The 25391-nt window shown below is 63.3% G+C and carries 31 protein-coding genes; 10 read left to right on the top strand and 21 right to left on the bottom strand.

Translation table 11 applies throughout. The features are described from left to right. The first annotated feature begins 33 nt into the window (after positions 1-33). Positions 34-1137, top strand: coding sequence for a 3-isopropylmalate dehydrogenase (gene leuB, locus X750_RS152010; RefSeq protein WP_023683822.1), 1104 nt, complete (start codon positions 34-36; stop codon positions 1135-1137). A gap of 8 nt (positions 1138-1145) precedes the next feature. Here the strand turns inward: leuB and X750_RS152015 are convergent, their stop codons facing one another. From X750_RS152015 to X750_RS152030, 4 genes are all read right to left on the bottom strand, one after another. Further along, on the bottom strand, positions 1146-1523 hold the full coding sequence (locus X750_RS152015; protein WP_023683823.1) for a MarR family transcriptional regulator: 378 nt from the start codon (positions 1521-1523) through the stop codon (positions 1146-1148). Between the two features lie 70 nt (positions 1524-1593). Then, complete coding sequence (locus X750_RS152020) at positions 1594-2022, bottom strand: polyketide cyclase (RefSeq protein WP_023747401.1); 429 nt, start codon at positions 2020-2022, stop codon at positions 1594-1596. Positions 2023-2214: 192 nt separating this feature from the next. Then, positions 2215-2937, bottom strand: coding sequence for a DUF805 domain-containing protein (locus X750_RS152025; RefSeq protein ID WP_023747400.1), 723 nt, complete (start codon positions 2935-2937; stop codon positions 2215-2217). Positions 2938-3261: 324 nt separating this feature from the next. Then, entirely contained in the window at positions 3262-5103 is a 1842-nt protein-coding gene (locus tag X750_RS152030; RefSeq protein WP_023747399.1) for a DEAD/DEAH box helicase, read from the bottom strand. A 190-nt stretch (positions 5104-5293) separates the two neighbouring features. On the opposite strand from X750_RS152030, the gene X750_RS1000000167360 reads away from it, so the two are divergent. The 3 genes from X750_RS1000000167360 to X750_RS152040 all read left to right on the top strand — a co-directional run bounded on the left by X750_RS1000000167360 (position 5294) and on the right by X750_RS152040 (position 7190). Then, entirely contained in the window at positions 5294-5419 is a 126-nt protein-coding gene (locus X750_RS1000000167360; RefSeq protein ID WP_023671697.1) for a hypothetical protein, read from the top strand. 106 nt (positions 5420-5525) lie between these two features. Then, on the top strand, positions 5526-6560 hold the full coding sequence (locus tag X750_RS152035) for an aspartate-semialdehyde dehydrogenase (RefSeq protein ID WP_023671698.1): 1035 nt from the start codon (positions 5526-5528) through the stop codon (positions 6558-6560). 177 nt (positions 6561-6737) lie between these two features. Further along, positions 6738-7190, top strand: a complete 453-nt coding sequence (locus tag X750_RS152040) for a GNAT family N-acetyltransferase (protein WP_023671699.1) — start codon at positions 6738-6740, stop codon at positions 7188-7190. Positions 7191-7193: 3 nt separating this feature from the next. Here the strand turns inward: X750_RS152040 and X750_RS152045 are convergent, their stop codons facing one another. Then, positions 7194-7601 (bottom strand): ACT domain-containing protein, encoded by a 408-nt coding sequence (locus X750_RS152045; protein WP_023671700.1) that lies wholly within the window; start codon positions 7599-7601, stop codon positions 7194-7196. A gap of 357 nt (positions 7602-7958) precedes the next feature. On the opposite strand from X750_RS152045, the gene X750_RS152050 reads away from it, so the two are divergent. From X750_RS152050 to X750_RS152060, 3 genes are all read left to right on the top strand, one after another. Beyond that, a complete protein-coding gene (locus tag X750_RS152050) occupies positions 7959-8369 on the top strand; it encodes a DoxX family protein (RefSeq protein WP_023687655.1) in 411 nt (136 codons plus the stop codon). 14 nt (positions 8370-8383) lie between these two features. After that, the gene (locus tag X750_RS152055; protein ID WP_023747398.1) at positions 8384-8920 is read left to right on the top strand and encodes an SRPBCC family protein; all 537 of its coding nucleotides are present in this window, start codon (positions 8384-8386) and stop codon (positions 8918-8920) included. 153 nt (positions 8921-9073) lie between these two features. Continuing rightward, on the top strand, positions 9074-9337 hold the full coding sequence (locus X750_RS152060) for a YMGG-like glycine zipper-containing protein (protein WP_023687657.1): 264 nt from the start codon (positions 9074-9076) through the stop codon (positions 9335-9337). A gap of 87 nt (positions 9338-9424) precedes the next feature. On the opposite strand, the gene X750_RS152065 is transcribed toward X750_RS152060, so the two are convergent. The 7 genes from X750_RS152065 to X750_RS152095 all read right to left on the bottom strand — a co-directional run bounded on the left by X750_RS152065 (position 9425) and on the right by X750_RS152095 (position 16028). Further along, positions 9425-10270 (bottom strand): acyl-CoA thioester hydrolase/BAAT C-terminal domain-containing protein, encoded by an 846-nt coding sequence (locus X750_RS152065; RefSeq protein WP_023747397.1) that lies wholly within the window; start codon positions 10268-10270, stop codon positions 9425-9427. An 87-nt stretch (positions 10271-10357) separates the two neighbouring features. Next, positions 10358-10759 (bottom strand): 30S ribosomal protein S16, encoded by a 402-nt coding sequence (gene rpsP / locus X750_RS152070; RefSeq protein ID WP_023671705.1) that lies wholly within the window; start codon positions 10757-10759, stop codon positions 10358-10360. Positions 10760-10864: 105 nt separating this feature from the next. Next, on the bottom strand, positions 10865-11191 hold the full coding sequence (locus tag X750_RS152075; protein WP_031242810.1) for a chorismate mutase: 327 nt from the start codon (positions 11189-11191) through the stop codon (positions 10865-10867). A 7-nt stretch (positions 11192-11198) separates the two neighbouring features. After that, positions 11199-12785, bottom strand: a complete 1587-nt coding sequence (ffh, locus tag X750_RS152080) for a signal recognition particle protein (RefSeq protein ID WP_023747395.1) — start codon at positions 12783-12785, stop codon at positions 11199-11201. 383 nt (positions 12786-13168) lie between these two features. Further along, complete coding sequence (locus X750_RS152085) at positions 13169-14119, bottom strand: type II CAAX endopeptidase family protein (RefSeq protein WP_023747394.1); 951 nt, start codon at positions 14117-14119, stop codon at positions 13169-13171. A 149-nt stretch (positions 14120-14268) separates the two neighbouring features. Next, on the bottom strand, positions 14269-14868 hold the full coding sequence (locus tag X750_RS152090; protein ID WP_023683834.1) for a DUF1236 domain-containing protein: 600 nt from the start codon (positions 14866-14868) through the stop codon (positions 14269-14271). A gap of 62 nt (positions 14869-14930) precedes the next feature. Beyond that, positions 14931-16028, bottom strand: coding sequence for a putative zinc-binding metallopeptidase (locus X750_RS152095; protein ID WP_023683835.1), 1098 nt, complete (start codon positions 16026-16028; stop codon positions 14931-14933). Positions 16029-16321: 293 nt separating this feature from the next. On the opposite strand from X750_RS152095, the gene X750_RS152100 reads away from it, so the two are divergent. Next, entirely contained in the window at positions 16322-17119 is a 798-nt protein-coding gene (locus X750_RS152100; RefSeq protein WP_023671711.1) for a lytic transglycosylase domain-containing protein, read from the top strand. A gap of 91 nt (positions 17120-17210) precedes the next feature. Here the strand turns inward: X750_RS152100 and X750_RS17950 are convergent, their stop codons facing one another. Both X750_RS17950 and X750_RS152105 read right to left on the bottom strand, forming a co-directional pair. After that, positions 17211-17789, bottom strand: coding sequence for a hypothetical protein (locus tag X750_RS17950; protein WP_023698860.1), 579 nt, complete (start codon positions 17787-17789; stop codon positions 17211-17213). Between the two features lie 139 nt (positions 17790-17928). Continuing rightward, positions 17929-19161 carry an argininosuccinate synthase gene (locus tag X750_RS152105; protein WP_023747393.1) on the bottom strand — a complete coding sequence of 411 codons (1233 nt, stop codon included), beginning with the start codon at positions 19159-19161 and terminating at the stop codon, positions 17929-17931. Positions 19162-19349: 188 nt separating this feature from the next. Here X750_RS152105 and X750_RS152110 point away from each other — a divergent pair, with 188 nt between their 5' ends. Beyond that, a complete protein-coding gene (locus X750_RS152110; protein WP_023747392.1) occupies positions 19350-19991 on the top strand; it encodes a LysE family translocator in 642 nt (213 codons plus the stop codon). Here the strand turns inward: X750_RS152110 and X750_RS152115 are convergent. The 5 genes from X750_RS152115 to X750_RS152135 all read right to left on the bottom strand — a co-directional run bounded on the left by X750_RS152115 (position 19963) and on the right by X750_RS152135 (position 23365). After that, positions 19963-20430, bottom strand: coding sequence for a hypothetical protein (locus X750_RS152115; RefSeq protein ID WP_023747391.1), 468 nt, complete (start codon positions 20428-20430; stop codon positions 19963-19965). The two genes, X750_RS152110 and X750_RS152115, sit on opposite strands and share 29 nt — an antisense overlap. Beyond that, positions 20427-21659, bottom strand: coding sequence for a 23S rRNA (adenine(2503)-C(2))-methyltransferase RlmN (rlmN, locus tag X750_RS152120; protein ID WP_023702598.1), 1233 nt, complete (start codon positions 21657-21659; stop codon positions 20427-20429). Before rlmN ends, X750_RS152115 begins: the two co-directional genes overlap by 4 nt. Before the next feature lie 109 nt (positions 21660-21768). Beyond that, positions 21769-22272 carry an invasion associated locus B family protein gene (locus tag X750_RS152125; RefSeq protein ID WP_023671718.1) on the bottom strand — a complete coding sequence of 168 codons (504 nt, stop codon included), beginning with the start codon at positions 22270-22272 and terminating at the stop codon, positions 21769-21771. A gap of 314 nt (positions 22273-22586) precedes the next feature. Next, positions 22587-22949, bottom strand: a complete 363-nt coding sequence (locus X750_RS152130) for a YkvA family protein (protein WP_023687669.1) — start codon at positions 22947-22949, stop codon at positions 22587-22589. A gap of 119 nt (positions 22950-23068) precedes the next feature. Further along, the gene (locus X750_RS152135; RefSeq protein WP_023698863.1) at positions 23069-23365 is read right to left on the bottom strand and encodes a 4a-hydroxytetrahydrobiopterin dehydratase; all 297 of its coding nucleotides are present in this window, start codon (positions 23363-23365) and stop codon (positions 23069-23071) included. A gap of 104 nt (positions 23366-23469) precedes the next feature. Here X750_RS152135 and X750_RS1000000164375 point away from each other — a divergent pair, with 104 nt between their 5' ends. After that, positions 23470-23997: a low molecular weight protein-tyrosine-phosphatase gene (locus X750_RS1000000164375; protein WP_084567134.1), complete on the top strand. Its 528-nt coding sequence runs from the start codon at positions 23470-23472 to the stop codon at positions 23995-23997. Here X750_RS1000000164375 and thpR read toward each other — a convergent pair. Continuing rightward, positions 23901-24497, bottom strand: a complete 597-nt coding sequence (thpR, locus tag X750_RS152140) for an RNA 2',3'-cyclic phosphodiesterase (RefSeq protein WP_023671722.1) — start codon at positions 24495-24497, stop codon at positions 23901-23903. The two genes, X750_RS1000000164375 and thpR, sit on opposite strands and share 97 nt — an antisense overlap. A gap of 180 nt (positions 24498-24677) precedes the next feature. Then, positions 24678-25322, bottom strand: a complete 645-nt coding sequence (locus X750_RS152145) for an arylesterase (protein WP_023747390.1) — start codon at positions 25320-25322, stop codon at positions 24678-24680. Positions 25323-25391 lie beyond the last annotated feature (69 nt).

Genomic DNA, 25391 nt, shown 5'->3' with positions numbered 1-25391 from the left:
CGGTTTCTCCAAACAGTGTTGGGACGGTTCTCCATGGCTTCGAAAAATCTTCTCCTGCTCGCCGGCGACGGCATCGGCCCCGAGGCGATGGCCGAGGTGAAGAAGCTGATCGCGGCCATGAACGCAAAGCTCGGCAGCGGTTTTGCCACTGATGAAGGCTTGGTCGGCGGCTGTGCCTACGACGCGCATGGCGCGGCGATTTCGGATGCCGACATGGCAAAGGCGATGGCTGCGGACGCCGTGCTGTTCGGCGCCGTCGGCGGGCCGAAATGGGACAAGGTGCCTTACGAGGTGCGTCCCGAGGCCGGGTTGCTACGGCTGCGCAAGGATATGGAGCTGTTCGCCAATCTCCGGCCCGCCATCTGCTATCCGGCGCTGGCCGCGTCGTCCTCGCTGAAGCAGGAAGTCGTCGAGGGCCTCGACATATTGATCGTGCGCGAGCTTACCGGCGGCGTCTATTTCGGCGAGCCGAAGCAGATCATCGATCTCGGCAACGGCCAGAAGCGCGGGATCGACACGCAGGTCTACGACACGTTCGAGATCGAGCGGATTTCGGGCGTCGCCTTCGAGCTGGCGCGCACGCGCAAGAACCACGTGACATCGATGGAAAAGCGCAACGTCATGAAATCCGGCGTGCTGTGGAACGAGGTCGTCACCCAGACCCAGAAGACTCGCTATGCCGACGTCAAGCTCGACCACATGCTGGCCGATGCCGGCGGCATGCAGTTGGTGCGCTGGCCAAAGCAGTTCGACGTCATCGTCACCGACAATCTGTTCGGCGACATGCTGTCCGACATCGCCGCCATGCTGACCGGATCGATCGGCATGCTGCCGTCGGCCTCGCTCGGCGCGCCCGATGTGAAGACCAGGAAGCGCAAGGCGCTGTACGAGCCGGTGCATGGCTCGGCGCCCGACATTGCCGGACAGGGCATCGCCAACCCGATCGCCATGATCGCGTCGTTTGCCATGTGCATGCGATATTCCTTCGGCATGGTCGATGAGGCCGACAAGCTCGAAGGCGCAATAGCCGCCGTGCTCGACGACGGGCTCCGGACGAAGGATATTTTGTCCGAGGGCATGACCGAAGTCGGCACTGTCGCAATGGGCGATGCCATCATCGCCAAGTTCCTGGCTTAGCGGCCGACTCAGCGGATCTCGCCGGCCAGCCGTTTCAGCAGGCCGACGAGTTGCGCCTCATCCACGGTTGAGAAAAAAGCAGCGTCGGCGGCTTCGACGGCGACGATAGCGCGCTGGACTGCGGCCGTCCCCGTCGTGGAGACGCGGATCACCTTGGCGCGGGAATCCCGCGGGTCGGTGTCCCGCACAATCAGTCCCTTTGCCTCAAGCCGGGCGACGACGTCCGACGTCATCTTCACCTCGGTGCCGGCCTGCGCGGCGAGTTGGACCTGGTTGGGCGGCTCGCCATATCGGCCGAGCCACATCGCCGAAGCCAGCAGCACGAACTGGACATGGGTAAGGTCAAGCGGGGCCAGCGCCGCCGTCATGACGCGCTGCCAGCGCATGGTGGTTCGCCAGAGCAGCAAGCCGGGGCTCTCGGATGGTCCGCTGAAGCGCGTGTTCAGATCCCCTTGATCAGCCACCGTTCGCCAACACCATTGCCTGCTCGAACAGTTTAGCCATCGAAGTGTCGAAATCGCCGCTGATCTGCGGCCCGAGCTCTGGTCCGACCTCGGCGGTCGATGGGCCGGAAATATCGAGGCGATGCGTCACTTGAGTGCCACCCTCGACCGGCGTCAGCGTATGCCTGAACAACAGTTTCGTGTCGCCGAACGAGGTCTCGTCGGCATAGGTTACAGCGTCGACGAGGTCGACGATCGTCGATTCGAAGGTGTCCTGCCCGACGGGCGTTACAGAGACGCGGGTGCCCTTGGCGAACGGGCCGTGCAGTACGAAGGTATCGGACCCTTCGTAGGTGAGGCGGCCTTCGTGAAGCGCCTTGAGCGCGTTCCAGATGGCCTGCGCCGAAAGGGGGGGAATTGCGGTGTACTCGTTGGTCCACATTTGTCTTGGCCCATCATCCGTTTTCGATCGTCGATTTGATGATTGCACAGATTATCTGTGCACAGAGTAAATGGCAAGAGAAATATTTCGTTCGTTCGGTCAAAACAGCAGCTGCCTTCCCGGCTGCGACCTAAGCCATTGTTATAGCACGGCTGTCCGCAAACAGCCGGCTGCTCATTTCTTGGTGCGGGTCTAGGCTCCGCCTCCTCCAGGCACCGGCCCCCACTGGTTTTCGTGGGCCTGGGTCGGGATCAATCCGAGTATCAGCGCGAGGATCAGCGTAGCCGGAGCGAACATGAAGGTGATTGCGAAGTAAGGTATTGCCAGCCAGCCGGTCAGGCCGATGTCGTGCAAGCGGCGCATGACGAGCCCGACCCAGGGCAGGAACGTCGCTAGCCAAAACAGCCCCCAGACGCCGATCATCACAATCGGCCAGTTGCCGGCTTCGAAATTGCCGACGGCCTGGTCGGCGAGGGCGCCGGCAATTCCGACCAGGATGAAGCTGACGGTCCAGAACAGGCAGTAGCCCCAGAATTCCTTGCGGCGGGCGCGTTCGGCGAAGTTGATGTAGTTGCGCGTCACGCCTCGCCAGAAATAACCCGGCATTCCGCTATCGCGAACCGCGCCGTCTTCCGCCAGGCGGCCGAAATGCTGTGGCGCGGCTGAAGCGGCAGCCGCCTTGGGCGGCGCGGCGCTTGCCGCTGGCGCAGCGGTGGCGGGACTGGCGGGCTGGGCGCGGATTGAAAAAACGTCGCGCGCCTGACCGCTTGCCGGCAGAAACTCGACCACAGCGCCGTTCGCGATCACGGTATCACGGCGCAGATCCTCGCGCGCGAAGGTGTAGCGGTTGCCGTCCGCCCCGGTGATGAAGCCGAAACCCTGGGCCTCGTCATAGTGAAGAACTTCGCCGCGCATTTAGCCTCGCCCCCGTGTAGGCACAGACTGTTCAAAGTTGCGGCGGACTGCAAGGGGGTGGACGAAATGGAGGGCAAACGGTTCAGGCATGAGTTGCTTTATTTTCCGGTGCGTTGGCGCTGCCCCTCACCTGCCTGCCGGCATCCTCTCCCCGTATAGTGACGGGGAGAGGGGTCGCTGTTATCGACGATTCCGCCAATCGCCAACGCTGCAAGAAGAGCGCCAAGGCTGCGGTCCGCCCTTTCTCCCGTCACTATACGGGGAGAAATGCCCGGCAGGGCAATGAGGGGCAGCGCCTGCATCTTTAATTGGCCGATAAGAGCCTCAAACCGGCCGCTTCTTCGGCTTCTTGTTCTTCGGCGGTCCCGCCTTGTCGAATTTCGGTTTCCCGGCCCAAGGCTTTGCATCGCCGGCGGGCCGTTCCCGCTTCTCGAATTTCGGCTTGTGTGCGCTTTGCGGCGCCTCGAACGGGCGCTTGCCGCGATGCGGCTTCTTGTCGGGCTTCGGCGCCTGGTAGCCGGCGCGCGACAGGTCGGGCGTGCCGTCCAGCCGCTTCACCACGATGTTGCCCTGCAGCTTCTTGTCGGGGCCGAGGGCGGCGAGGAAGCGATCGGCCCAGTCGGCCGCGATCTGCACGTAGGTCTCATCCTGCTGCATCTTGATGGAGCCGATCTCGCGCTTGGAGATGTTGCCGGTGCGGCACAGCATCGGGATCAGCCAGCGCGGCTCGGCATTCTGCTTGCGCCCGATCGACAGCGAGAACCAGACGCTGTCGCCGAAATCGTCGCGCCGGCCTGGCGCTTCATCGCGGCGCTCGAATTTTTCGCCCGCCGGTTTGTCACGCGAAGGCGTGAACGGTGCGACCTCCGTCAGTTCCTCGGGCGCCGAGCGGCTGGCGCGGCATTGGCGCACGAAGGCGGCGGCCACCTGTTCGGCGCCATGCCTGGCCAGAAGCGCGTCGATGAAGCCGCGCTCGTCCTCGGCAATCGGCTCTTCGAAGGCTGGATCGGCAAGGATGCGCTCGTCGTCGCGCTTGATGACTTCGTCGGCGGAGGGCGGGCTCGCCCATGTCGCCTTCAGCCCGGCATTCTGCAGCAGCCGTTCGGTGCGCTTGCGGGCGCCGTTGGGCACGATCAGCGCGCTGACGCCCTTGCGTCCGGCTCGGCCGGTTCGGCCGCTGCGGTGCAGCAGCGTTTCGGGATTGGTCGGCAGATCGGCGTGGATGACCAGTTCGAGATTGGGCAGGTCGATGCCGCGCGCTGCGACGTCCGTGGCAATGCAGACTTTGGCGCGGCCGTCCCGCATCGCCTGCAGCGCGTGGGTGCGTTCGTTCTGGCTGAGCTCGCCCGACAGTGCGACGACGGAAAAATTGCGGTTGTTGAAGCGTGCCGTCAGATGATTGACGGCGGCGCGGGTGTTGCAGAACACCAGCGCGTTCTTCGCCTCGTAAAAGCGCAGCACGTTGATGATGGCGTTCTCGCGGTCGGGATAGGCGACATTCAGCGCCCGGTATTCGATATCGAGATGCTGCTTTTCCTCGCCGCCGGCCGAGATGCGTACGGCGTCGCGCTGATAGCCTTGCGCCAGCGTGGCGATCGAGCGCGGCACGGTGGCCGAAAACATCAGCGTGCGGCGCTGAGCCGGTGCGGCATCGAGGATGAATTCGAGGTCCTCGCGAAAGCCGAGGTCGAGCATCTCGTCGGCCTCGTCCAGCACCACGGCTTTCAGCGCCGACATGTCGAGGGAGTTGCGGGTGATGTGGTCGCGCAGGCGGCCGGGCGTGCCGACGACGATGTGGGCGCCGCGCTCCAGCACGCGCCGTTCGGAGCGCATGTCCATGCCGCCGACGCAGGACGCGACGGTGGCGCCGGTCGGCGCGTAGAGCCATTGCAATTCGCGCATCACCTGCAGAGCGAGCTCGCGCGTCGGCGCCACGGCCAGCGCCAGCGGTGCGCCAGCCTGGTCAAAACGCTCGGCGCTTCCAAGAAGGGTCGGCGCCAAAGCGAGGCCGAAGGCGACGGTCTTGCCTGAGCCGGTCTGCGCCGACACCAGAGCGTCGGACTCGCCGAGCTCCAGCACGGCCTTCTGCACTGGCGTCAGCTCGGTATAGCCGCGTTTTTCCAGCGCTTCTGCCAGCGCAGGAACAATAGCTTCGAAATTGGACATCTCACTCTTTCGGAATTCAGGGTCTGGGCTCATCATGGAGCACATGCCGGGGCTGACGCACGCCAGCCAAACACTATTTGGGCGTTCGTACTTCTTGCGGCCGCTATTGTACAGGGCAGGCGTGTGCCTGGCCGCAATTGACTCCTGACGCAAACCGCGTAAAAGCCGGCATCGAACGGGATCATTTTCGATGCGCGGCCTTCTGATGGCTCTTCTTGCCTTCGACTTCCCCGGCCACAATCATGGGGCCGGGCGCGTCGGCGCGTCTTACCGTTCCAGCAAAACCATGGCCAAAAAAACCACCACCACGGTGTGATTCCCTTGGCCTAACCACCCTCTCCCGGGTCCGGCCCGGGGGACGGACCCGCATTGGCCGGCGGGTTTTCTCCAAAAACCAAGCGGAGAGGGACAGGAGATTTCTGATGAGTTTCAAGGTTGCGGTAGTCGGCGCCACGGGCAATGTGGGTCGCGAAATGCTCAACATACTGGAAGAGCGCGGCTTTCCGGTAAGCGAAGTCGTGGCGCTGGCCTCGCGGCGCAGCCAGGGCACCGAAGTGTCGTTCGGCGACCGTTCGCTGAAGGTCAAGACGCTCGACCAGTATGATTTTTCCGACACCGACATCTGCATCATGTCGGCCGGCGGCAACGTCTCGAAGGAGTGGTCGCCGAAGATCGGCAAGCAGGGCTGCGTCGTCATCGATAACTCGTCGGCCTTCCGCTATGATCAGGACGTGCCGCTGATCGTGCCGGAAGTGAACCCGGATGCGATCTCGCTGTTCACCCGCAAGAACATCATCGCCAATCCGAACTGCTCGACGGCGCAGCTGGTCGTGGCGCTGAAGCCGCTGCACGATGTCGCCACCATCAAGCGCGTCGTCGTCGCCACCTATCAATCGGTATCCGGCGCCGGCAAGGAAGGCATGGACGAACTCTTTACACAGACCCGCGCGGTGTTCGTCGCCGATGGCGTCGAGGTCAAGAAGTTCACCAAGCGCATCGCCTTCAACGTCATTCCGCATATCGACGTCTTCCTCGACGACGGCTCGACCAAGGAAGAGTGGAAGATGGTCGCCGAGACCAAGAAGATGCTCGACCCCAAGATCAAGCTGACGGCGACCTGTGTGCGCGTGCCGGTGTTCATCGGCCATTCCGAAGCCGTCAACATCGAGTTCGAAAAGCCGATCACCGCCGACGAGGCGCGCGATATCCTGCGCGAAGCGCCGGGCTGCCAGGTCTTGGACAAGCGCGAGGATGGCGGCTACATCACGCCGCTGGAATCGGCCGGCGAGGACGCCACCTTCATCTCGCGCATCCGCGAGGATTCGACCATCGACAACGGCCTGTCGATGTGGATCGTCTCCGACAATCTGCGCAAGGGCGCGGCGCTCAACGCGGTGCAGATCGCCGAGCTTCTGGTCGAGCGCGGCCTGATCCAGCCGAAGAAGAAGGCGGCATAGTTTATTCGCTCACGGGCCGTATCTCCGCTGCCGCGGCGGGCCCTCCGCGGGGGCGCCGGAAAGCCGGCGGCCCGCAGTCGCGGGCTCGGCCTTCGGCCGAAGCCTTCCTTCTCCCGTTCACGGGGAGAAGGTCCCGGCAGGGGGATGAGGGCAGCGCTGACCTCTGTTGAGACGCCTTTGAACGATCCCACCAAAATCGTGCTGCGACCCGCCACGGCTTTGGATGCCGCGACCATCGCCATTGTCATGCGGGCCGCACTTGGCTCGTTCTCCTGGATGCCGGTCATCCACACGCCGGATGAGGATCTTGCCTTCATCCGCGAGATCGTGCTGTCCCGGCAGCAGGTGACGGTCGCCGAGGCCGGCACCGGCATTGTCGGCTTCATTGCCCTGAGCGGCGATTGGGTGGAACAGCTCTATCTCGACCCCGCCTGGACGGGGCAAGGCATAGGCAGCCGGCTGCTGGTGCAAGCGACCGCCGCGCTACGGATCGTTAAACTGCATTGCTTCCAGGCCAACACCGGCGCGCGTCGCTTCTACGAGCGCCATGGCTTTCGCCCCGAGGCGTTCGGCGCGGGCACCACCAACGAAGAAGGCCTGCCGGATATTCTCTACGTGCGTCGAGCTTGATATTCAGCCGGCGTTATCCTTGGCCAGTTGGCGCAATAACTCCATCGCTTCCTCGGCCCGCTCAGCGGGCACGAACAGATGGTCATGATAGAAAGCAGAGACCGGATTGACGCCCATGCCGGCGGCGGCAAGCCGGGCGGTGATGGCGGCGAGGAAGCCGACGGCTTCCAGCGAGGAGTGGACGTTCAGGGTGATCATGCGGCAGCGGAACGAAGCGGTCAGCCCGGCCGCCCGTGCCGCGTCCTCGGTCACGATCAGTGTCACACCCTCGCGCTCGCGAAAGACCATCACGGGATCGAGGCCTGCCTGCCGGCTGATTCCAGGTGTGAGCGTAGCGAACACGTAGACGTCCGGCAGCAGTTCCGGCGTCATCGCCGCCAGCAGCTTTTTCAGATCAGTCTCGCCGGCCATTCGCTCGTCTCTCGCCCAGCCCTATCAATAGCCGTGACTGGTGGATGTCGATAGTCCGTCAAGGTGGAGGGACAGCGCCCCCCTCTGCCCTGCCGGGCATCTCCCCCGCAAGCAGGGAGATCGGCGGTTTCGATGCTCCGCTCATTCATGGAACATTGCCGAAGCGGTCGAGCGTGTAATCTCCCCCCTTGCGGGGGAGATGGCCGGCAGGCCAGAGGGGGGTGTGAAGGATCGCCACGCAGCGGCTTTTGCTTGCTGCTACCCAAAAAGAATCCGCACCCTGTAGGATCGCCGCCCCATCGCTCGTCCTTGGTCCGAAGCCAGCAAACGGCTCGAACCGCTTAGGAGGGAACACCCGTGAGTATTTCTCAAACCATGCCCGTCTCATCGGGCGCCCTGTGGACCGGCCGCGTGCTCAGCGGCCTCATCATCCTGTTTATGATCTTCGACGGCGTCATCAAGCTGCCGCCGCTCGATGTCGTCACCCAGACCATGGTGCCGCTCGGCTGGCCGGCCGATGTCAATGTCGCGCGCACGCTCGGCATTATCGGGCTGATCTCGACCGCGCTCTATGCGCTGCCCCGCACCTCGGTGCTCGGCGCCATCCTGCTCACCGGCTATCTCGGCGGCGCCATCGCCACAAATATGCGCGTCGGCAGCCCGTTGTTTTCGCACACGCTGTTTAGCGTCTATCTCGGCATCATCCTGTGGGGCGGTCTCTATCTGCGCGACCCAAGCGTGCGCGCCCTGATCCCGTTCAGCCGTTAAGCGAGGAGAAAAACATGCTCAGCACCATTCTCATCCTCCTGGTCGTCATCATCGCCGCCGTGCTCATCTATGCGGCGACGAGGTCGAATGATTTCGTCACCGCCCGCACCGCCCGCACCGCCCGCATCAAGGCCGCGCCGGAAGCGATCTTTCCGCTGATCAACAATTTCAAGCACTGGCCGGAATGGTCACCCTACGAAAAGCTCGACCCGCTGATGAAGCGCACGCTGTCGGGCGCTGATGCCGGCAAGGGCGCCGCCTACGCCTGGGAAGGCAATGCCAAGGCCGGCAAGGGACGCATGGAGATCGTCAATTCCGTGCCATCCTCGCTGGTGTCGCTGAAGCTCGACTTCGAGAAGCCGTTCCGGGCCAGCAACAGCGTCGACTTCACCCTGAAGCCCTCGGGCGACACCACCGCAGTCACCTGGGCAATGCGCGGCAGCCGGCCCTTCATTGCCAAGCTGATGGGCCTGTTCATGAGTTTCGATACGCTGATCGGCAAGGATTTCGAGGCTGGCCTCGCCAATCTGAAAAAGGCAGCCGAAAGGTAGAAAAGCCTGGATTTTCAACAAGCTCGGCGGCGGTCGGCACGAATGTGACCGGCGCGGACACCGCGATCTCTCACGTCATCGGGATCAAATCAGCCGTCTGGGAGTTAGAGCCGTGGCGGCGAGGACGGCGATCCGCGTGAGAGAGGAACGATAATGAAAAGAGCGATGATCATTCTGGTACTGGCGACCGCACTGGGTGCGTGCTCGCAAACCGAAAAGGGTGCCGCGGTCGGCGGCCTCGGCGGCGCGGCGGTTGGCGCAGCTGTGGCAAATGATCCGGTTCAGGGCGCCGTCGTCGGCGGCGCCGTCGGCGCCGTGGCCGGCGCGCTGATCGGCCGTGCCAGCGAAAGCGGTCAATGTCGCTACCGCGGCCGCAACGGGCGCACCTACATCGCCAGCTGCCCCGACGGTTATTGAACACAGCCAGGTCCAACATCGGAAACCGGCGGCTATAGATCGCCGGTTTCGCTGTTGCCTAAGGCAGCTGGACCATGGCTGCCTGCGCTACAGCAATCCCCGGATATGCTCCCAAGCCAGGCGGCCCAGGCGTGTGTCGGCGTCGTCATTGCCGCCATGGGCGTGCAGCCCCGAGCGCGGCGTGTTTTCGCCCGGCAGCAGAATGCGGTGGCCGGCGTCGGGCACTGAGACGAGGCAGGTGGTCATTGCTGTGTCCTGGCGACGCCGAACGATCGACTGGGCAAAATCCAGCGATGGCCATAGCGCGTCGTCGCCGCCCGCAACCAGAACAATGTCGGCTGAAATAGCTTCGGCGGGAATGGCAGCCTTGGCCGCTGCGTCCTTGAAGGTTTGCAAGGCACGTAGGAAGAGCCCCCGGTAGGACACCAGACCATCGACATACTCAGCGTTCCAAGCGGGATTGCTTGGGACAAACGGCAAAGGAATCCCCTCGAGCGTCCACGACGATCGTTCCGGCCAGCTGACGCCGTCGCGGCCCGGCCCGATATTGCCCCAGACCACCGATGTCGGGCTGATCGCAACCACGAGGCCGATGCGTGGATCGTGAGCCGCCGCAAGCAGGGAGGCCTCGGCGCCTTTCGAGGTCCCGACATAGACGATGCGCCGGCATCCCATCTGGACAAGATAGTCGGTCGCCGCGAAAAACGTTTCGAGCGGGATCTCGCAAATGCCGGGCACCTGACCTTCGCCGCCAAACCATTGCAGCGCGAGAGCGGATGCTCGTTCCTTGGCAAAGAGCCGGGCGCGGGTGACGTCGATGCGGCCGCTCGATCCGCTGAGCACGACGACGCCTGTCGTGGCGCCGGCGCATCGCAACAGCGTTCCGGCTACGCCGCCGAAAAGGGTCTCTTCCGTGACGGTCCGCTCAGTCATCTTTCGTTCGAACGCATATGACATCGCCGCACATTAGCAAAACGGCGGGCACAGGCCCGCCGTTTTGTCGATGCGATGACGCGATGCTTATTCGGCGGTGGCGGCTTCCGCTTCGGCCGGGGCTGCAGCAGCGGCGGCAACGGCGGCGGCAGCGTCTTCCTGGGCCTTCTTCAGCAGAGAGGCGCGTTCCTGCGCCTTCTTGCCGGGCTCGGCCTTCTTCGGGTTGGAGCGGGCTTCGCGCTTGAGGAGGCCGGCCTCATCGAGGAAGCGCAGCACGCGGTCGGTCGGCTGGGCGCCGTGCGACAGCCAATGCTTGACGCGGTCGGCGTCGACCTTGACGCGCTCGCCGTCCTTGGGCAGCAGCGGGTTCCACGAGCCGATCGACTCGATGAACCGGCCGTCGCGCGGCGAACGGGCGTCGGCGATGACGACGTGGTAGTAAGGGCGCTTCTTCGAGCCCGCACGGGCCAGTCTGATCTTCAAGGGCATTTCATTTCTCCTAAAATTTCTGATCTCAGTGTTGGGTTAATGGCTTTGTCTGGTGCAGGCCGTTGTCCCAAAACCGCTGCGCACTTTTGGGCGACATGCACTTTGTTAGCCGGTTTTGCTTGCGCCGTTGGACGCGGCGATCTGCTCGTGATGGCGGATCACTTCGCGGACGACGAAGTTGAGGAATTTTTCCGCGAAATCGGGGTCGAGATGGGCGTCCTTCGCCAACTGGCGAAGGCGGGTGATCTGCTCCTGCTCGCGCGCCGGGTCGGCGGGCGGCAGGCCATGCTCGGCCTTGAGCACGCCGACCGCCTTGGTGCAGCGGAAGCGCTCGGCCAGCATATGGATGAGGGCGGCGTCGATGTTGTCGATCGAGGCGCGATAGCCGGCCAGGATGGTGCGTGCGTGGGCCATGCTCTTTTCTTCGTTCATAGCGTCCTCACTTCTTCTTTCCGAGCCCGGGCAGACCACCGCCGCCAAGGCCGGGAAGCTTCATGCCGCTGGGCAGACCGGGCAGGCCACCGCCGCTCGGGGTGGGCAGGCCCTTCATGCCGCCAAGACCGGGCATCTGCTTCTGCAAGGCTTCGAGCTGCTTGGGATCCATCTTGGAGAGGTCGGGCATGCCGCCGCCCATCATGCCCCCGGGGCCGCCCGGCATCATGCCGCCGAGGCCCATCTTGGAGGCAAGGCCGCCCATCATGCCGCGCATCAGGCCGCCGCCTTTGCCCTTGCCGCCCATCGCCTTCATCATGTCGGCCATGCCGCGATGCATCTTCAAGAGCTTGTTGATCTCGGCCGCATCGGTGCCGGAGCCGGCGGCGATGCGCTTCTTGCGCGAATGTTTCAGCATGTCCGGATTGGCGCGCTCGGCCTTGGTCATCGACGAGATGATGGCGAGTTGGCGGCCGAACATCTTGTCGTCGAGGCCGGCGGCCGCCATCTGGTCCTTCATTTTGCCCATGCCGGGCATCATGCCCATGATGCCGCCCATGCCGCCCATTTTCGACATTTGCTGAAGCTGGCCGGCAAGGTCGTTCAGGTCGAACTTGCCCGACTGCATCTTTTTGGCCATCGCCGCCGCCTGCTCGGCGTCGATGTTTTCGGCGGCCTTTTCGACCAGCGAGACGATGTCGCCCATGCCGAGGATGCGGTCTGCAATACGCTTGGGGTGGAATTCCTCCAGCCCGTCCATCTTTTCGCCGGTGCCGATCAGCTTGATCGGCTTGCCGGTGACGGCGCGCATCGAAAGCGCGGCACCGCCACGGCCATCGCCGTCCATGCGGGTCAGCACCAGGCCGGTGATGCCGACGCGCTCGTCGAAGCTTTTGGCAAGGTTGACGGCGTCCTGGCCGGTCAGCGAATCCGCAACCAGCAGGATTTCGTGCGGGCTCGACATCTTCTTGATGTCGGCCATCTCCACCATCAGCGGCTCATCGATATGGGTGCGGCCGGCGGTGTCGAGGATGACGACGTCATGACCGCCGAGCTTGGCTGCCTGGACGGCGCGCCTGGCGATGTCGACCGGGTTCTGGCCCGCAATGACAGGCAGGGTCGCGACTTTGACCTGCTCGCCGAGCTGGCGCAGCTGCTCTTGCGCCGCGGGCCGCCGCGTGTCGAGCGAGGCCATCAGAACCTTCTTGTTCTGGCGCTCGGTCAGGCGCTTGGCGATCTTGGCGGAGGTCGTCGTCTTGCCGGAGCCCTGCAGGCCGACCATCATGATGACGACCGGCGCCGGCGCATTGAGGTCGATGGCGACGCCCTCGGCGCCGAGCATGTCGACCAACTCGTCATGGACGATCTTGACGACCATCTGTCCGGGCTTGATCGACTTGACGACAGCCGCGCCGACGGCCTTCTCGCGCACCTTGTCGGTGAAGGAACGCACCACTTCCAGCGCAACGTCGGCTTCGAGCAGCGCACGGCGCACCTCGCGCAACGCCGCCGAGACATCAGCCTCCGACAGCGCGCCGCGGCCGGTCAGGCCGTTCAGGATGGAGCCAAGGCGCTCCTGAAGTGATTCAAACATTGGTCAACCCGCCGCGCGAGAGCGCCTTGGATTCATGGTGATCCCTGTCGGGCCGATGGCCCTCCACGCCTCTTGTGCGCTCCTGCAACGAGTTAAACATTCCGTTTCCTTTTTCTCAGGCACCCCGATGGTGCCCGAGAGGTAGTGCGTTCGCGCCGCTCATCCAAGCAAAGCTCAAAACCAAAAAGCACCCGGGGGCGCTCAGCGCTGCCGGATGTTGGCCTCCAGGATCTGTTTACAGCACCCACCTCAAAAGGTTTTGGCGTCCTGGTCGGCTTGCTCGGAGGGATACTCGTCGCGGATTTCGGGGCTGTAGACAGGAAATCGGCCGAAGAGTCAAGACAAGGGCGGCTTGCCGGTCTCTGGATCGTTCCCTGTTTAGTTCACCCTGCATCCCGAGGGTCGGCCGTAACCTTCAGCGGCGAGCGCGGGTGCAGAAGCAGCAGGATCGTCAGCAAGGTGCAGACGATACCGATGGCGGCGATGATGACGGCATCCGTCGTCGTCCAGTCCGGACCTTCCAGCGGCTTGGCGTTGAACAGGGCGAAGGAATTGTAGTTCTCCTGATGCGAGATCAGCAGGAAGCCGGTGAGATTGTTGCCGAGATGGGCGCCGAAGGCGGCGCCGAGATTGCCGGTGACATAAACCACCAGCGTCAACAGCAAGGCGAAGGCGGCGATCGAGGTCAGCACGCAGGCGTTGATGGCGGGGGTCGAGCCCGGGCTCCAATGCAAGGAGGTGAACAGCAAAGCGGGCAATAGCGCCCACACGTAAGGGCTCTCGAAGCGCCTGGCCAGGCCGCGCACCAGATAGCCGCGAAACAGCATCTCCTCGGACGAGGTCTGCAGCAGGGTCAGCGCCACGATCGGGAGCAGGAACAGCAGCCAGGTCGACAGGTTGATCGTGCCGCGGGCGATTTCGGGCTGTAGCCAGTAGAGCAGGATTTCGGAAAGCGCCGATGTGATCAGCACCGCGACCAGGCCCTTGAGGAAGCCCGACAAGGACAGGCGGCGGCTGGCACCGAAAAGCGCCGAGAGCGGCTCGCCATGGACGAAACGCATGGCAAGCCAGAGGCCGAGCCAGATGCCGGCAAACGAGGTGAGTGCGGTGAGTATGCCGATGGGCGAGCCCAGAAAGCCCTGAAGCGGCCCGCGCGGATCGCCCGGCAATACATGCCAGAGGATGGCGACATAGGTGCCGCCAAGCACCACAACCAGGGTGATCGCCACCCAGAACAGGACGACGACCGCCGTTCCGATTAGCAGCCGCGGCAGGTTCGTCTTTTCGGTGGCCGTGTTGCGATAGCGCTCGAAGGCGGTTGGATCTGATATCACGCGAGTTCCTCTGCCGAACGCATCGGGTCGCATGATCTAGGGGATCGTCGGCTCTCGCGCAATTGCTGCTGTTTCAGCGAGCCCTTGTGCCGCCCTCAGCCTCGGCAGGAGGGCGGCACGAGTTCACTTGTCATTCTTTCCAGGCAAAATCAGCGCACGACGTACATGATGCGCCGTGTCTGCGGGTCGACCAGCGCCTGCTGGCCATTCACATAGACGTAGCGGTAGCGGTAGTCGGGGATTTCGCGTAGTTCGACCGTGTCGGGCAAGGTAGCGCCGGTCACCACCTCGCCCTCGAGATAGACAGGATCGAGCCGGTGCGTGCTGACATAGGTGCCGACTTCCGCCGGTGGCCTGTCGATGGCGTCGACGGGGCCGTCGTCGGACAGAATCGCACCGGTATAGGTATCGGGATAATCATCCTGCGGCGGTGTAACCACGGTGATGGCGGCGTCGGCGGGGCGGCGTGTCAGAACGACCCGGTTGCCGCCGAAATCGGCCGTGACATAGTCGGAATAGACCCAGCCCTGGCCTCCGGCTTCGGCAATGGTGCACCATTTGCTGTTTTCGATGCAGCCATTGAGCGTCGCCGACTGGCCGGCGGCGAGCACGCCGATCACAGGATATTGCGGGCCGGGGCCGGCGCGCACATTAAGATCGGTGACGGCCGAGACGGCGGTATCGGCGAGTGCCGCACCCGACATCGCGACAAGCGCCCCGGCGACGGCCGGAAACAATATGCGTCTCATGGTTTCTCTCCCTTTCATGGTCCCTCGCGACACCAAACGAAACCAGAGCGCATGCGTTCCGGCTAAAATACCGACGCCAGCTCACGATTTGTTCCGGTTTCTTTCGGCAAACCGGTCAAAAGCTCATGCACGAAGCTGAGTTTCTGCGCCGTCACGTCCGAAATGACGAAGGGATAAAGATCGGGCAGGCCCATGCAGCGGTTGATCGAGTTGGAGGCTTCCGAGAGTACCAGCCAGCGGGCGAGAATCTTTCCGAACGGCTCGGGCACGGCGTTGGGTTCCGCGGGCGCCGCCTGCAACCGGCCGCCGGTGTCGCCTTGCGGCAGCACATTGGTCTCCATCGTCTCAAGCTGGCCGAGTGGAAAATTCAGCGCGTGCACCATCTCCAGCGTGTCGGTGATGTGGAGATGGTGCGCCCAGGTCTCGGCCCAGTCCTCCCATGGATGCGACGTCGCATAGGCGGAGATGTGGTTCTGCTGCCAGTCGGGCGCAGCGCCATTGGCGTAATAGGCCTTCAGCGCCTGCTCGTAGTCCGGGCGTTCGTCGCCGAACAGCGCCCGGAAGGCTTCGAGCCGTTGCGGCACGTCGCGGATCAGCCGGTCCCAGTAGTAATGGCCAAGCTCATGACGGAAATGACCGAGCAGCGTGCGGTAATTTTCGCCCATCTCGACGCGCCGCCGCTCGCGCTCGGCCGAGTCCGCCTCGGCGACGTTGAGCGTGATCAGGCCGTTGTCGTGGCCGGTAAGGATGCGTTCGCCGCCGGGACCGCCGCCGATCGGATCGGCAATGAAGTCGAAGGCGAGGCCGATTTCATCGCCGTGCTTGTGCTTGGGCGCTACCGGAAGGCCGAAGGCGAGCAGCGAATAGACGGCGCGCTTCTTGGCCGCCTCGACGCGAATCCAGCGGCGGCGGTTGCCGTCGACGGAGAGGTCGGGGATCAGCTGGTTCAGCACGCAGGCGCGGCAGTAAGTATGGCCCGGTTCGGCCATCCAGTTGCAGGCGCATTCATCCGCATTGGTGCAGTGGAAGATGCCGTCGACATCAGACAAGGCAAAGCGCGCATGCTCGGGATCGTAAAGCACGAGACTCCCGCAATTCAGGCACTGCGCATTCTCGAAGTAGAGGCGGTGGCCGCAATGCGGGCAGTCGAACAGTTTCATGTCGATCTCGATGCGTCAGGCGTTGGCGTATGGCGTCAGAGGAGGAATATGGTGCGGAGCGGCGCCTCGCCCAAACGCCCGCCACGGGCCGCCGTTCCATGCCCCCGTCACCTCTTTTTACCCGAGCAGCGAATTCGCCTGCCCGGCGCCGGGCGTTTCGGCCACAATAAGCACTTGATCGTAAGCAAATTCCGCTGCATTGGCCAGGGTAGCGCCGGGGGTACGGTGACAATGGCGCGTTTCGCTGGCAAGTTCGCAACCGGGACGTGATTCAGGCAATCAGGAGAGAAAGCATGGCATTGCTTGCCAAGGGAAAGATTATTGCTGCCGCGGTGGTCGCGGTACTCGCGCTGGCGACGGGCGCGCAGGCGGCGGCCAGCTGCGGCAAGACCGGCGCGGGCTTCGAAGCGTGGAAGCAGGACTTTGCCGCGCAGGCCAGGTCCGAAGGTGTTGGTGGGAAGGGTCTGGCTGCTCTGGCCGGTGCCAGCTACGCGACAAAGACAATCTCCGTCGACCGCGCCATCCACAAGGCGTTCAGCGGTTCGGTGGACGCCTTCATGAAGCGCCGTGGCGGAGCTGCGATCATTTCCAGGGGCCGTGCGCTGAAGAAGTCGAATGCGGCGATGTTCGACAGGATCGAGAGCAATTACGGGGTGTCGCCGGGCGTGTTGCTGGCCATCTGGGGCATGGAAACCGGCTTCGGAGCCTCCCTGGGCAACCAGAACACGGTCTCCGCCATTCTGACGCTTGCCTATGATTGCCGTCGCCCGGGGTTCTTTTACCCGCACGCCATTGCGGCGCTGAAGCTGGTCGATCGCGGCGCGCTGAGCGCCTCGTCGGTCGGCGCTGCGCATGGCGAGATCGGCCATACGCAGTTCCTGCCCGGCAATGTCCTGAAGTATGGCGTCGGCAACGGAAATCTGCGCGACAAGGCGACGGCCTTGGCTTCGACGGCCAACTTCCTCAAGGCTCATGGCTGGCGGGCGGGTGCGAGCGCGAGTGCGAATATGGGGGCCATCGCCGGCTGGAATTCCGCCAGCGTCTACCAGCAGGCCATCGCCCAGATCGCCGACGCGATCGACGGCGGCTGACAGAAATATCCAGATCGAAGAACGGAAAGCCCGGCCATGCGCCGGGCTTTTTGTTGGTGCGTGAGGCAAGAGCGGCGAGCGCCTGGGTTCCTCAATTGCCCACGTAGCCGCCGCCCGACGGGCATTTCTCGGAAGCGGGAACCTCGAAGGAGCCGCTGTAAACATTTGAGCAGGTACGGAACTTGGAGTTCCTCCGCATTGGCGGAACCGCCTTTGGCCTGCCCTCTATATCGATTTTGGTCGGTTGGTCGAGCTGAGCGTAGCCGCTCACTGGGCATTTGCGGGAAGCGGGAATCTGGTAGGTACCGGTAATACCGTTGCAGGTACGGAAGTTGGAGTTCCGCGGCGCTGGCGCGGCCCTGGCAGCCGCCTTTGACTTGCCCTTGATGACCAGCCATATCTCGGTGGGCAGGTCTAGCTGCACTCTGTTCAAATCGGAGTAGCTGATCCGCCCGCTGCGGACCCCTTCGCCAAGGCGCTGGCAGAACAGGGCTGGCATGCGCTCCTGCGAGACGCCCATGAAAGAGGCGATTTCGTGCTTGAACGTGATGCTCCACAAATGGACTGCGGAGATGCACCCGTCCTGCTCGCGTTTCGCGGCCGCCTGCGAGGACTGGCATCCGGTAAAGACGATGGCCGCCGCAAGCATGAGAAAAATGGCGTTTTTCACGATCAGAATCCCTCGTCCCGCGAAGGAATTTAGATGAGGCTTTTAAAAGGTCAAACGGAAACCATGTCAGCCAGCTTGGCCTCTTATATTAGAGGTACCAAATAAAAACCCTGCGTGACCGCCGGGTTTTCCTGGAACACTAGTTTGGTTCACCCTTGCGGCTCCTTGCCGCCAGCGTCCTCAGCCGCAGCGCGTTGAGGCGGATGAAGCCGGCGGCGTCCTTCTGGTCGTAGGCGCCGCGGTCATCCTCGAAGGTGACCAGTGCGTCGGAATAGAGCGTCTTCTTTGACTTCCGGCCGGTGACCATGACATTGCCCTTGTAGAGTTTCAGGCGCACCGTGCCTTCGACGTCCTCCTGGCTCTTGTCGATCATCGCCTGCAGCATCAGCCGCTCGGGCGAGAACCAGAAGCCGTTGTAGATCAGCTCGGCGTAGCGCGGCATGAACTCGTCCTTGAGGTGGCCGGCGCCGCGGTCGAGCGTGATCGATTCGATGGCGCGGTGGGCGACGATCAGGATGGTGCCGCCGGGGGTCTCGTAGACGCCGCGCGATTTCATGCCGACGAAGCGGTTCTCGACCAGATCGAGCCGGCCGATGCCATTGTCGCGGCCAAGATCGTTGAGGGCCGTCAGCATGGCGGCCGGCGACAGCTTCTTGCCGTTCAGCGCAATCGGATCGCCCTTCAAAAATTCGATCTCGATCTCGGTGACCTTGTCCGGCGCGTCCATCGGCGAGACGGTGCGCTGATGGACGAATTCCGGCGGCTCGCTCCACGGGTCTTCCAGCACCTTGCCCTCGGAAGAGGAGTGCAGAAGGTTGGCGTCGACCGAGAACGGCGCCTCCCCCCGCTTGTCCTTGGCCACCGGGATCTGGTGCTGCTCGGCGAAGTTGATCAGGTCGGTGCGCGACTTGAACGACCAGTCGCGCCACGGCGCGATGACCTTGATGTCGGGATTCAGCGCATAGGCCGACAGCTCGAAACGCACCTGGTCGTTGCCCTTGCCGGTGGCGCCGTGCGCAATGGCATCGGCGCCGACCTCCTGGGCGATCTCGACCAGGTGCTTGGAAATCAACGGGCGGGCGATCGAGGTGCCGAGCAGGTAGGTGCCTTCATAGACGGCGTTGGCGCGAAACATCGGGAAGACGAAATCCGAGACGAATTCCTCGCGCACATCGACGACGCGGATATCCTTGATGCCCATCATCTCAGCCTTCTGGCGCGCCGGCTCCAGCTCGCCACCCTGGCCGAGATCGGCGGTGAAGGTGACGACTTCGGCGCCGAGCTCGGTCTGTAGCCATTTCAGGATGATGGAGGTGTCGAGACCGCCGGAATAGGCGAGCACGACCTTCTTGACGTCTTTTGTCTTGGGCATTGCTGGGGACATTTTGGCGGTTCCGCGCGTGAGTTTCGCGGGCGAGGTATCACGGCATTTCCGGCCAGCGCAAGGGATGAACGGGCGCCGGCCGCCGCAGCCGCTGGACCAGATGCCACGCCAGTCAGTTGCTGGCGTGAGCGGGGAGGCTGCGTTATAGACCGACGATCATTCGCCAGGGGCCACCGATGTCCTTCATTCCCGACACCACAACACTGATCCAGTTCGCCATCGCCACCATGATCCTGGCGATCACGCCGGGGCCGGATATGACGCTGTTCGTCTCGCGAACACTGAGCCAGGGCCGCGCCGCCGGCTTTGCCTCGCTGGCGGGTGCTCTGTTCGGAACGCTGATCCACACAACTTTGGTGGCGGTCGGCATCTCGGCGCTGATCGTCGCCTCGCCGATGGCCTTCCTGGTGCTGAAAATCTTCGGCGCCGCCTATCTGGTGTTCCTGGCCTGGCAGGCGATGACCAAGGGCTCGGCGTTTTCACCGCAGAAGAAGAACGGGCCGCAGATTTCGCTGTTCCGCAGCTGGGCCGCCGGACTCGGCGTCAATTTGCTCAACCCGAAGATCATCCTGTTCTTCATGACGTTTCTGCCGCAGTTCGTCTCGGCTCACGATCCGAACGCGCCGGGAAAACTGTTCTTCCTCGGCCTCATGTTCATCGTGCTGTCGATCCCTGTGACGGCGCCGATGGTGTTTGCCGCGGAAAGGTTTTCGGCGGCGATGAAGGCCAGCCCGCGGGTGACGCGGGTCGTCGACTATCTCTTTGCCGGTGTGTTTTCGGCCTTCGCGCTCAAGATCCTGACCGCTCAGGCGAAGTAGCGGCCTGCCACCAGCTTCCGGCCCAGCGGCCGGCGCTTAGCCAGTAGAAGATGCCGCCGACCATGCCGCAGCCGATCACCGGGGCGATGGCGCGCGGTTCGGTGACGTCGAAATCCACGTTCTGGTGGACGAAGCCGAGGAAGGCCGCGGCCACGACGCCGCCCGCGAGTGCATAGAACAGCCAGTCGCGGCGGCTGAGGACCTCGGAGATCAGGATTGCGACCACCGCCGGTATGAAAGCGAAATAGGCGACAAACAGCGCCACGAACGGGATCGAAAAATACAGCGCCGCGGCCGCCGCTGGGTGCGCATCGTCCGGCATATAACCGACGGAAGCCAGGAACAGCACGTTGAGAAAGGCGCTCGCCGCCAATGAGGCGACGACATAGCCGAACAGGATGACAGCGAAACGGAGGATATAGGCGAAGAGGCGGCTCACGCCTCGCCATGCCCCGCAATCATCATGGCTTCCAGCGCCAGGCGGTCGACCTTGCGCATGCGCTCGGAGTCGGATTTGAGCTGGCCGCAGGCGGCCAGGATGTCGCGGCCGCGCGGGGTGCGGATCGGCGAGGCATAGCCGGCATTGTTGATGTAGTCGGCAAACTTCTCGATCGTCTCCCAGTCCGAGCACTGGTAGTTGGTGCCCGGCCACGGGTTGAACGGGATCAGATTGATCTTGGCTGGAATGCCTTTGAGCAGCTTGATCAGCCCCTTGGCGTCCTCGATGGAATCGTTGACGTCCTTCAGCATCACATATTCGAAGGTGATGCGCTTGGCGTTGGACAGGCCGGGATAGGCGCGGCAGGCCTCGATCAGTTCCTTCAGCGGATACTTCTTGTTGATCGGCACAAGCAGGTCGCGCAGATCGTCATTGGTGGCGTGCAGCGAGATCGCCAGCATGACGCCGATCTCCTCGCCGGCGCGGAAGATCTCGGGCACGACGCCGGAGGTCGAGAGCGTGATGCGGCGCTTCGACAGCGAAAGCCCATCACCGTCGGAGGCGATCAGCAGCGCCTTCTTCACGGCTTCAAAATTGTAGAGCGGCTCGCCCATGCCCATCATGACGACGTTGGAAACTTTGCGGCCCTCGGCCGGGACGATGGCGCCGTCGGGTGTGTCGCGGTCGGGGAAGTCACCCAGCCGGTCGCGGGCGGTGAGCAATTGCGCCAGGATCTCTTCCGCCGTCAAATTGCGCACCAGCTTCTGCGTGCCGGTGTGGCAGAACGAGCAGGTCAGCGTGCAGCCGACCTGCGATGAGATGCATAGCGTGCCGCGGCCTTCCTCGGGGATGTAGACGGTCTCGATCTCGACGGGACGGCCGGCGCCGCGCGGCGGAAAGCGGAACAGCCATTTGCGCGTGCCGTCGGAGGAAATCTGCTCCTCGACGATTTCGGGCCGGGCGACGGTAAAATGCTTGTCGAGTTCGGCGCGCAGATCCTTGGAGATGTTGAACATGCCGGCAAAATCGGAGACGCCGCGCACATACATCCAGTGCCAGAGCTGTTGGGCGCGCATTTTCGCCTGGCGCTCGGGCACGATGCCGGCACTGATGAGGGCCTCGCCGAGCTCGGTCCGGGTCAGGCCGATCAGCGACGGCTTCTCGGGCGTGGCGCGAGTGCGCAACGCGTCGCGTGCGCCCTCATTGGTGAGATCGAAGGAAAGGGTCATATCAGCGCCAATATAAGCGAATTGCGGCCGATTTCATCCATCGTGCCGAAAGAAGCGCGGCGCATAGCACAGGTTGCGGCGAGAGTCATGCGGCGGGAACCGCGCTAGCCTACTTGCACTTGGCGATCGACGTCAGCGCGGCCGAGATGCCTTTCAGCGAAAACACATAAGTCGTCGGATTGCCGCGGCCAGACTTCGCCGAGACCTTCATGTCGGTGCCAGTCTTCATGGCGGCGATCAGCACAGGCTCTTCGGCGGCGTTCTCGACCCAGGCCGACTTGCCGCGGGTGAACATCGAGAACGTCTTCTTGTCGATGGTGACGGTGGCCTTGGAGCCTTCCTGGAATGTGTAGCCGGCGATGAATTGCGGCTCGTAGGACACTTGCTGGCCCGGGCGCTGGCTGACGAAGAAGAACATGTCGCCGTGATCGAGCGTCGGCGGCTGCTTGTCGGTCGGCACGGTGAGCACATAGCAGACCTTGCCGCCCTGCGCCTGGTAGCTGTAGGTGCCCCAGGCATTGTGCTGGCCGATCTTGGTCGCCTGCTGCGCCAGCGCCGGCGCGGCAAAGGCCACCAGGACCAGGCTCGAGACTAGTGCAATCAATCCGCGCATCGCTTTTCCCGTATTCCAAATGGTGCGGGGCAGGCCGGCTTGGCGTCCTGCCCGTCGCTTCATTTTGATTTAATCTGGGTTACCAAACGGTGAATTTCCCTTGGAAAAGGACATTCACCCATGGAAACCACCGCCATTTCCGCGCCGCTTCTTGAAAAAACGGCTTTCGCAATGTCCCTGCGGCGACTTGGAGGCCACGAAAGCGGCAAGAGTTTGACTTTTCGAACGGCCGCAGCGGAACCCGAAGCCAAGCCGCTATCGTCCTGTTTGAGCGGAGGATTTCTTCTGAACCCAGTTGCCAACGCGACGCCGATTCAGCTCTTGTCGGCGATCGCCTCCTTGGCGGCCTTGCGGTGCGCAGGGGTGATATGGGCGCTTACCGCGGAGATCGCGGCGGTCAGCACGGCGATGTCGTCGGTGAAGCCGAGGCCGAAGACGAAATCGGGTATGACATCGACCGGCAGCACGAAATAGCCAAGCGCTGCCAGCAATATGCCCTTGGCACGCAAAGGCGTCTTCCTGTCGAGCGCGCAATAATAGCCGGCGACGACCTCTTCCATGAACGGAATCTGCCGGGCGGCCTTCTTGGCCGTGCGCCAGAATTTGGCGCGCACTTCACTCTCGTCGCCGAGCTTGCTGCCGAAGCCGAAGAAATCAAAACCGGGCTGCTGCGCCATCAATCCTCTCCTTGCCGGCCGTCGCGCTACGCGTTGCGCGCGGCCGCCACGGAAAATGTGGTGAAAGTCCCGGTCCACTGCAAGAGGATGGCGCCGATTTGGCGTTGCCGCCCCAGCGTTCAGCCGCCTGCATACCCATTCATCTTCTTGGCCAGCGCGATGTCGAGCGCGGTGACACCGCCGGCATCATGGGTGTTGAGCGTCACGTCGACAGTCTTGTAGACGTTCGACCAGTCGGGATGATGGTCCATCTTCTCGGCGGCCAGCGCGACGCGGGTCATGAAGGTGAAGGCTTCGGAAAAATTCTTGAAGACAAAGCTGCGCTTGATGGAGGCGCCATCGGCTGCCTGCGACCAGCCAGGCAGTTCGGCCAGTGCGGCGGCGATGGCGTCCTTGCTGAGTTTCTCTCTCTTCATGATGATTTCCCGTGCTATCCCACATATCGACCCTCACCATAATGCAAGTCGCCCAAAAGTCCTTTGCGTTTTGGGCTTCCAAATGCACGAACGGCGCATATCGAATGAGCGTAAAGCCGATAAATTCCATACTCTTCTTCTGCCTCGGCAACATCTGCCGTTCACCCCTGGCCGAAGGCGTGTTTCGCGCCGTGCTGGCGGAGCGCGGCCGCGACATGGTGCTGGACGATATTGTGCTGGACTCTGCGGCGACCGGCGGCTGGAACCTCGGCGAAGCGCCCGACCCGCGCTCGATCGCGATTGCGGCCCGCCACGGCATCGACATATCAGGGCAGCGGGCACGCAAGGTCAGGCCGGGGGATTTTTCGCGCTTCGACCTGATCCTCGGCATGGATAGGCAGAATGTCCGCGACCTCAAGGCGTTGGCGCCGGCCGGTGCGCGCGAACGTATTCATCTCTTGGCAGAGTTTGCGCAGGGCAAAACCCGCGACGTGCCGGATCCCTATTATGACGGGGCCGAAGCGTTCGCTTCGGTCTACCGCATGATCCGCGAAGCGTCGGAGGCGCTGGCGACGAGATTGGTGGCGCGGGCGTCGACGCCGGAGAGCGGCCACGCCTCCTCGACAATGTAGGGGCCGCCGCCGACCGAATCGCGCGACGACATCAGCACGAAGCGGCCGACGCGAAACGGTAGCGTCGCAAAATTGCCGCGCGCCGACAGGTACTGGGCGACGTCGAGCGGGCTCGAATTGCGCAAGCGTGCCAGCGTAACATGCGGGGTGAACTTGCGCGGGTCGGCGGGCAGGCCGAGCCGCTGGCAGATGCGGTCGATTTCGCTCTGCAGCGCCGAAAGGTCGGGCGAGGCGAAGACGCCGGCCCAGACGGCGTGCGGCTTCTTCTGGCCGAAAGCGCCAACTCCGGACAGGGTGAGCGAGAAGGATGGGCGGTGCACCCGGTCGAGCGCGTTGGCGATTTCGTCGGCGATATGGCCTTCGACGTCGCCGATGAAGCGCAGCGTCAGATGGTAGTTTTCGACATCGATCCAGCGGGCTCCGGGCAGGCCGCCCCTGAGCAGGGACAGCGAAAGAGCGGCGTCACGAGGTATTTCGAGGGCGGTGAAAAGACGCGGCATGGTGAGCCTCCCTTCCTCGAATCGAACTGTGCCCCTAGCGAATCATCGATAGTCAAACGGGGCAAGTGGTTTGTTGGTTGCAGGCATTTTTACGAACAGGCGAACCGGGCCCTCTGCAGCCCGGTCTTTTGTCAAAGTTCGCGCGAGGCGAACGCCGCGTTATTCTCGTCAGGCCGGCGTTCAACCGCCACCCTGAACTGCCGCAACAGCCTTCTCCACGGCGGGCAGGATGCGCTCGACCATCACTGCGACGCCCTTCGGATTGGGATGCAGGCCGTCCTCCAACTGCAGGCCGGACTGTCCGGCGACGCCATCGAGAAAGAACGGATAGAGCGGCACATCGTATTTCGCGGCCAGCTTTGGATAGATCGCATCGAAGGCGTTATGGTAGTCGGCGCCGAGATTGGGAGCGGCGCGCATGCCGGCCAAAAGCACCGCGATCTTGCGCGCTTTCAGCTTCGCCAGCATGTCGTCCAGGTTCTTTTCCGTAATGCTGGGCGAGACGCCGCGCAGCATGTCGTTGGCGCCGAGTTCGAGGATAACCAGCCTTGTCCCATCCGGCACCGACCAGTCAAGCCGCGCCAAGCCGCCGCTCGAGGTGTCGCCTGAAACGCCGGCGTTGGCTACGGTGACGTCATGGCCTTTGGCGCGCAGCGCAGCTTGCAATTTGTCGGTAAAGCCATCGCCAGGCCCGAGGCCGAAACCGGCCATCAGGCTGTCGCCGAAGCCGACGATGGTGAACGTCTCGGCGCTCACGGACGAAATGGCGCCGCAAAGGGTGACGAAAAGGACGAGCCCTGCGGCATTCAAGCGTTTGAAAGATATCTTGCGTTTGAAAGACATGTGGCAGGCCCCATATACCCGAGGAATTCTTCCGGCGGCGGCTTCCGGCAA

The organism is Mesorhizobium sp. LNJC391B00, from assembly GCF_000502535.1.
GTDB lineage: Bacteria > Pseudomonadota > Alphaproteobacteria > Rhizobiales > Rhizobiaceae > Mesorhizobium.
The sequence above is the reverse complement of the archived record's forward strand: the minus strand, read 5'-3'. Positions and strand labels throughout refer to the sequence as shown.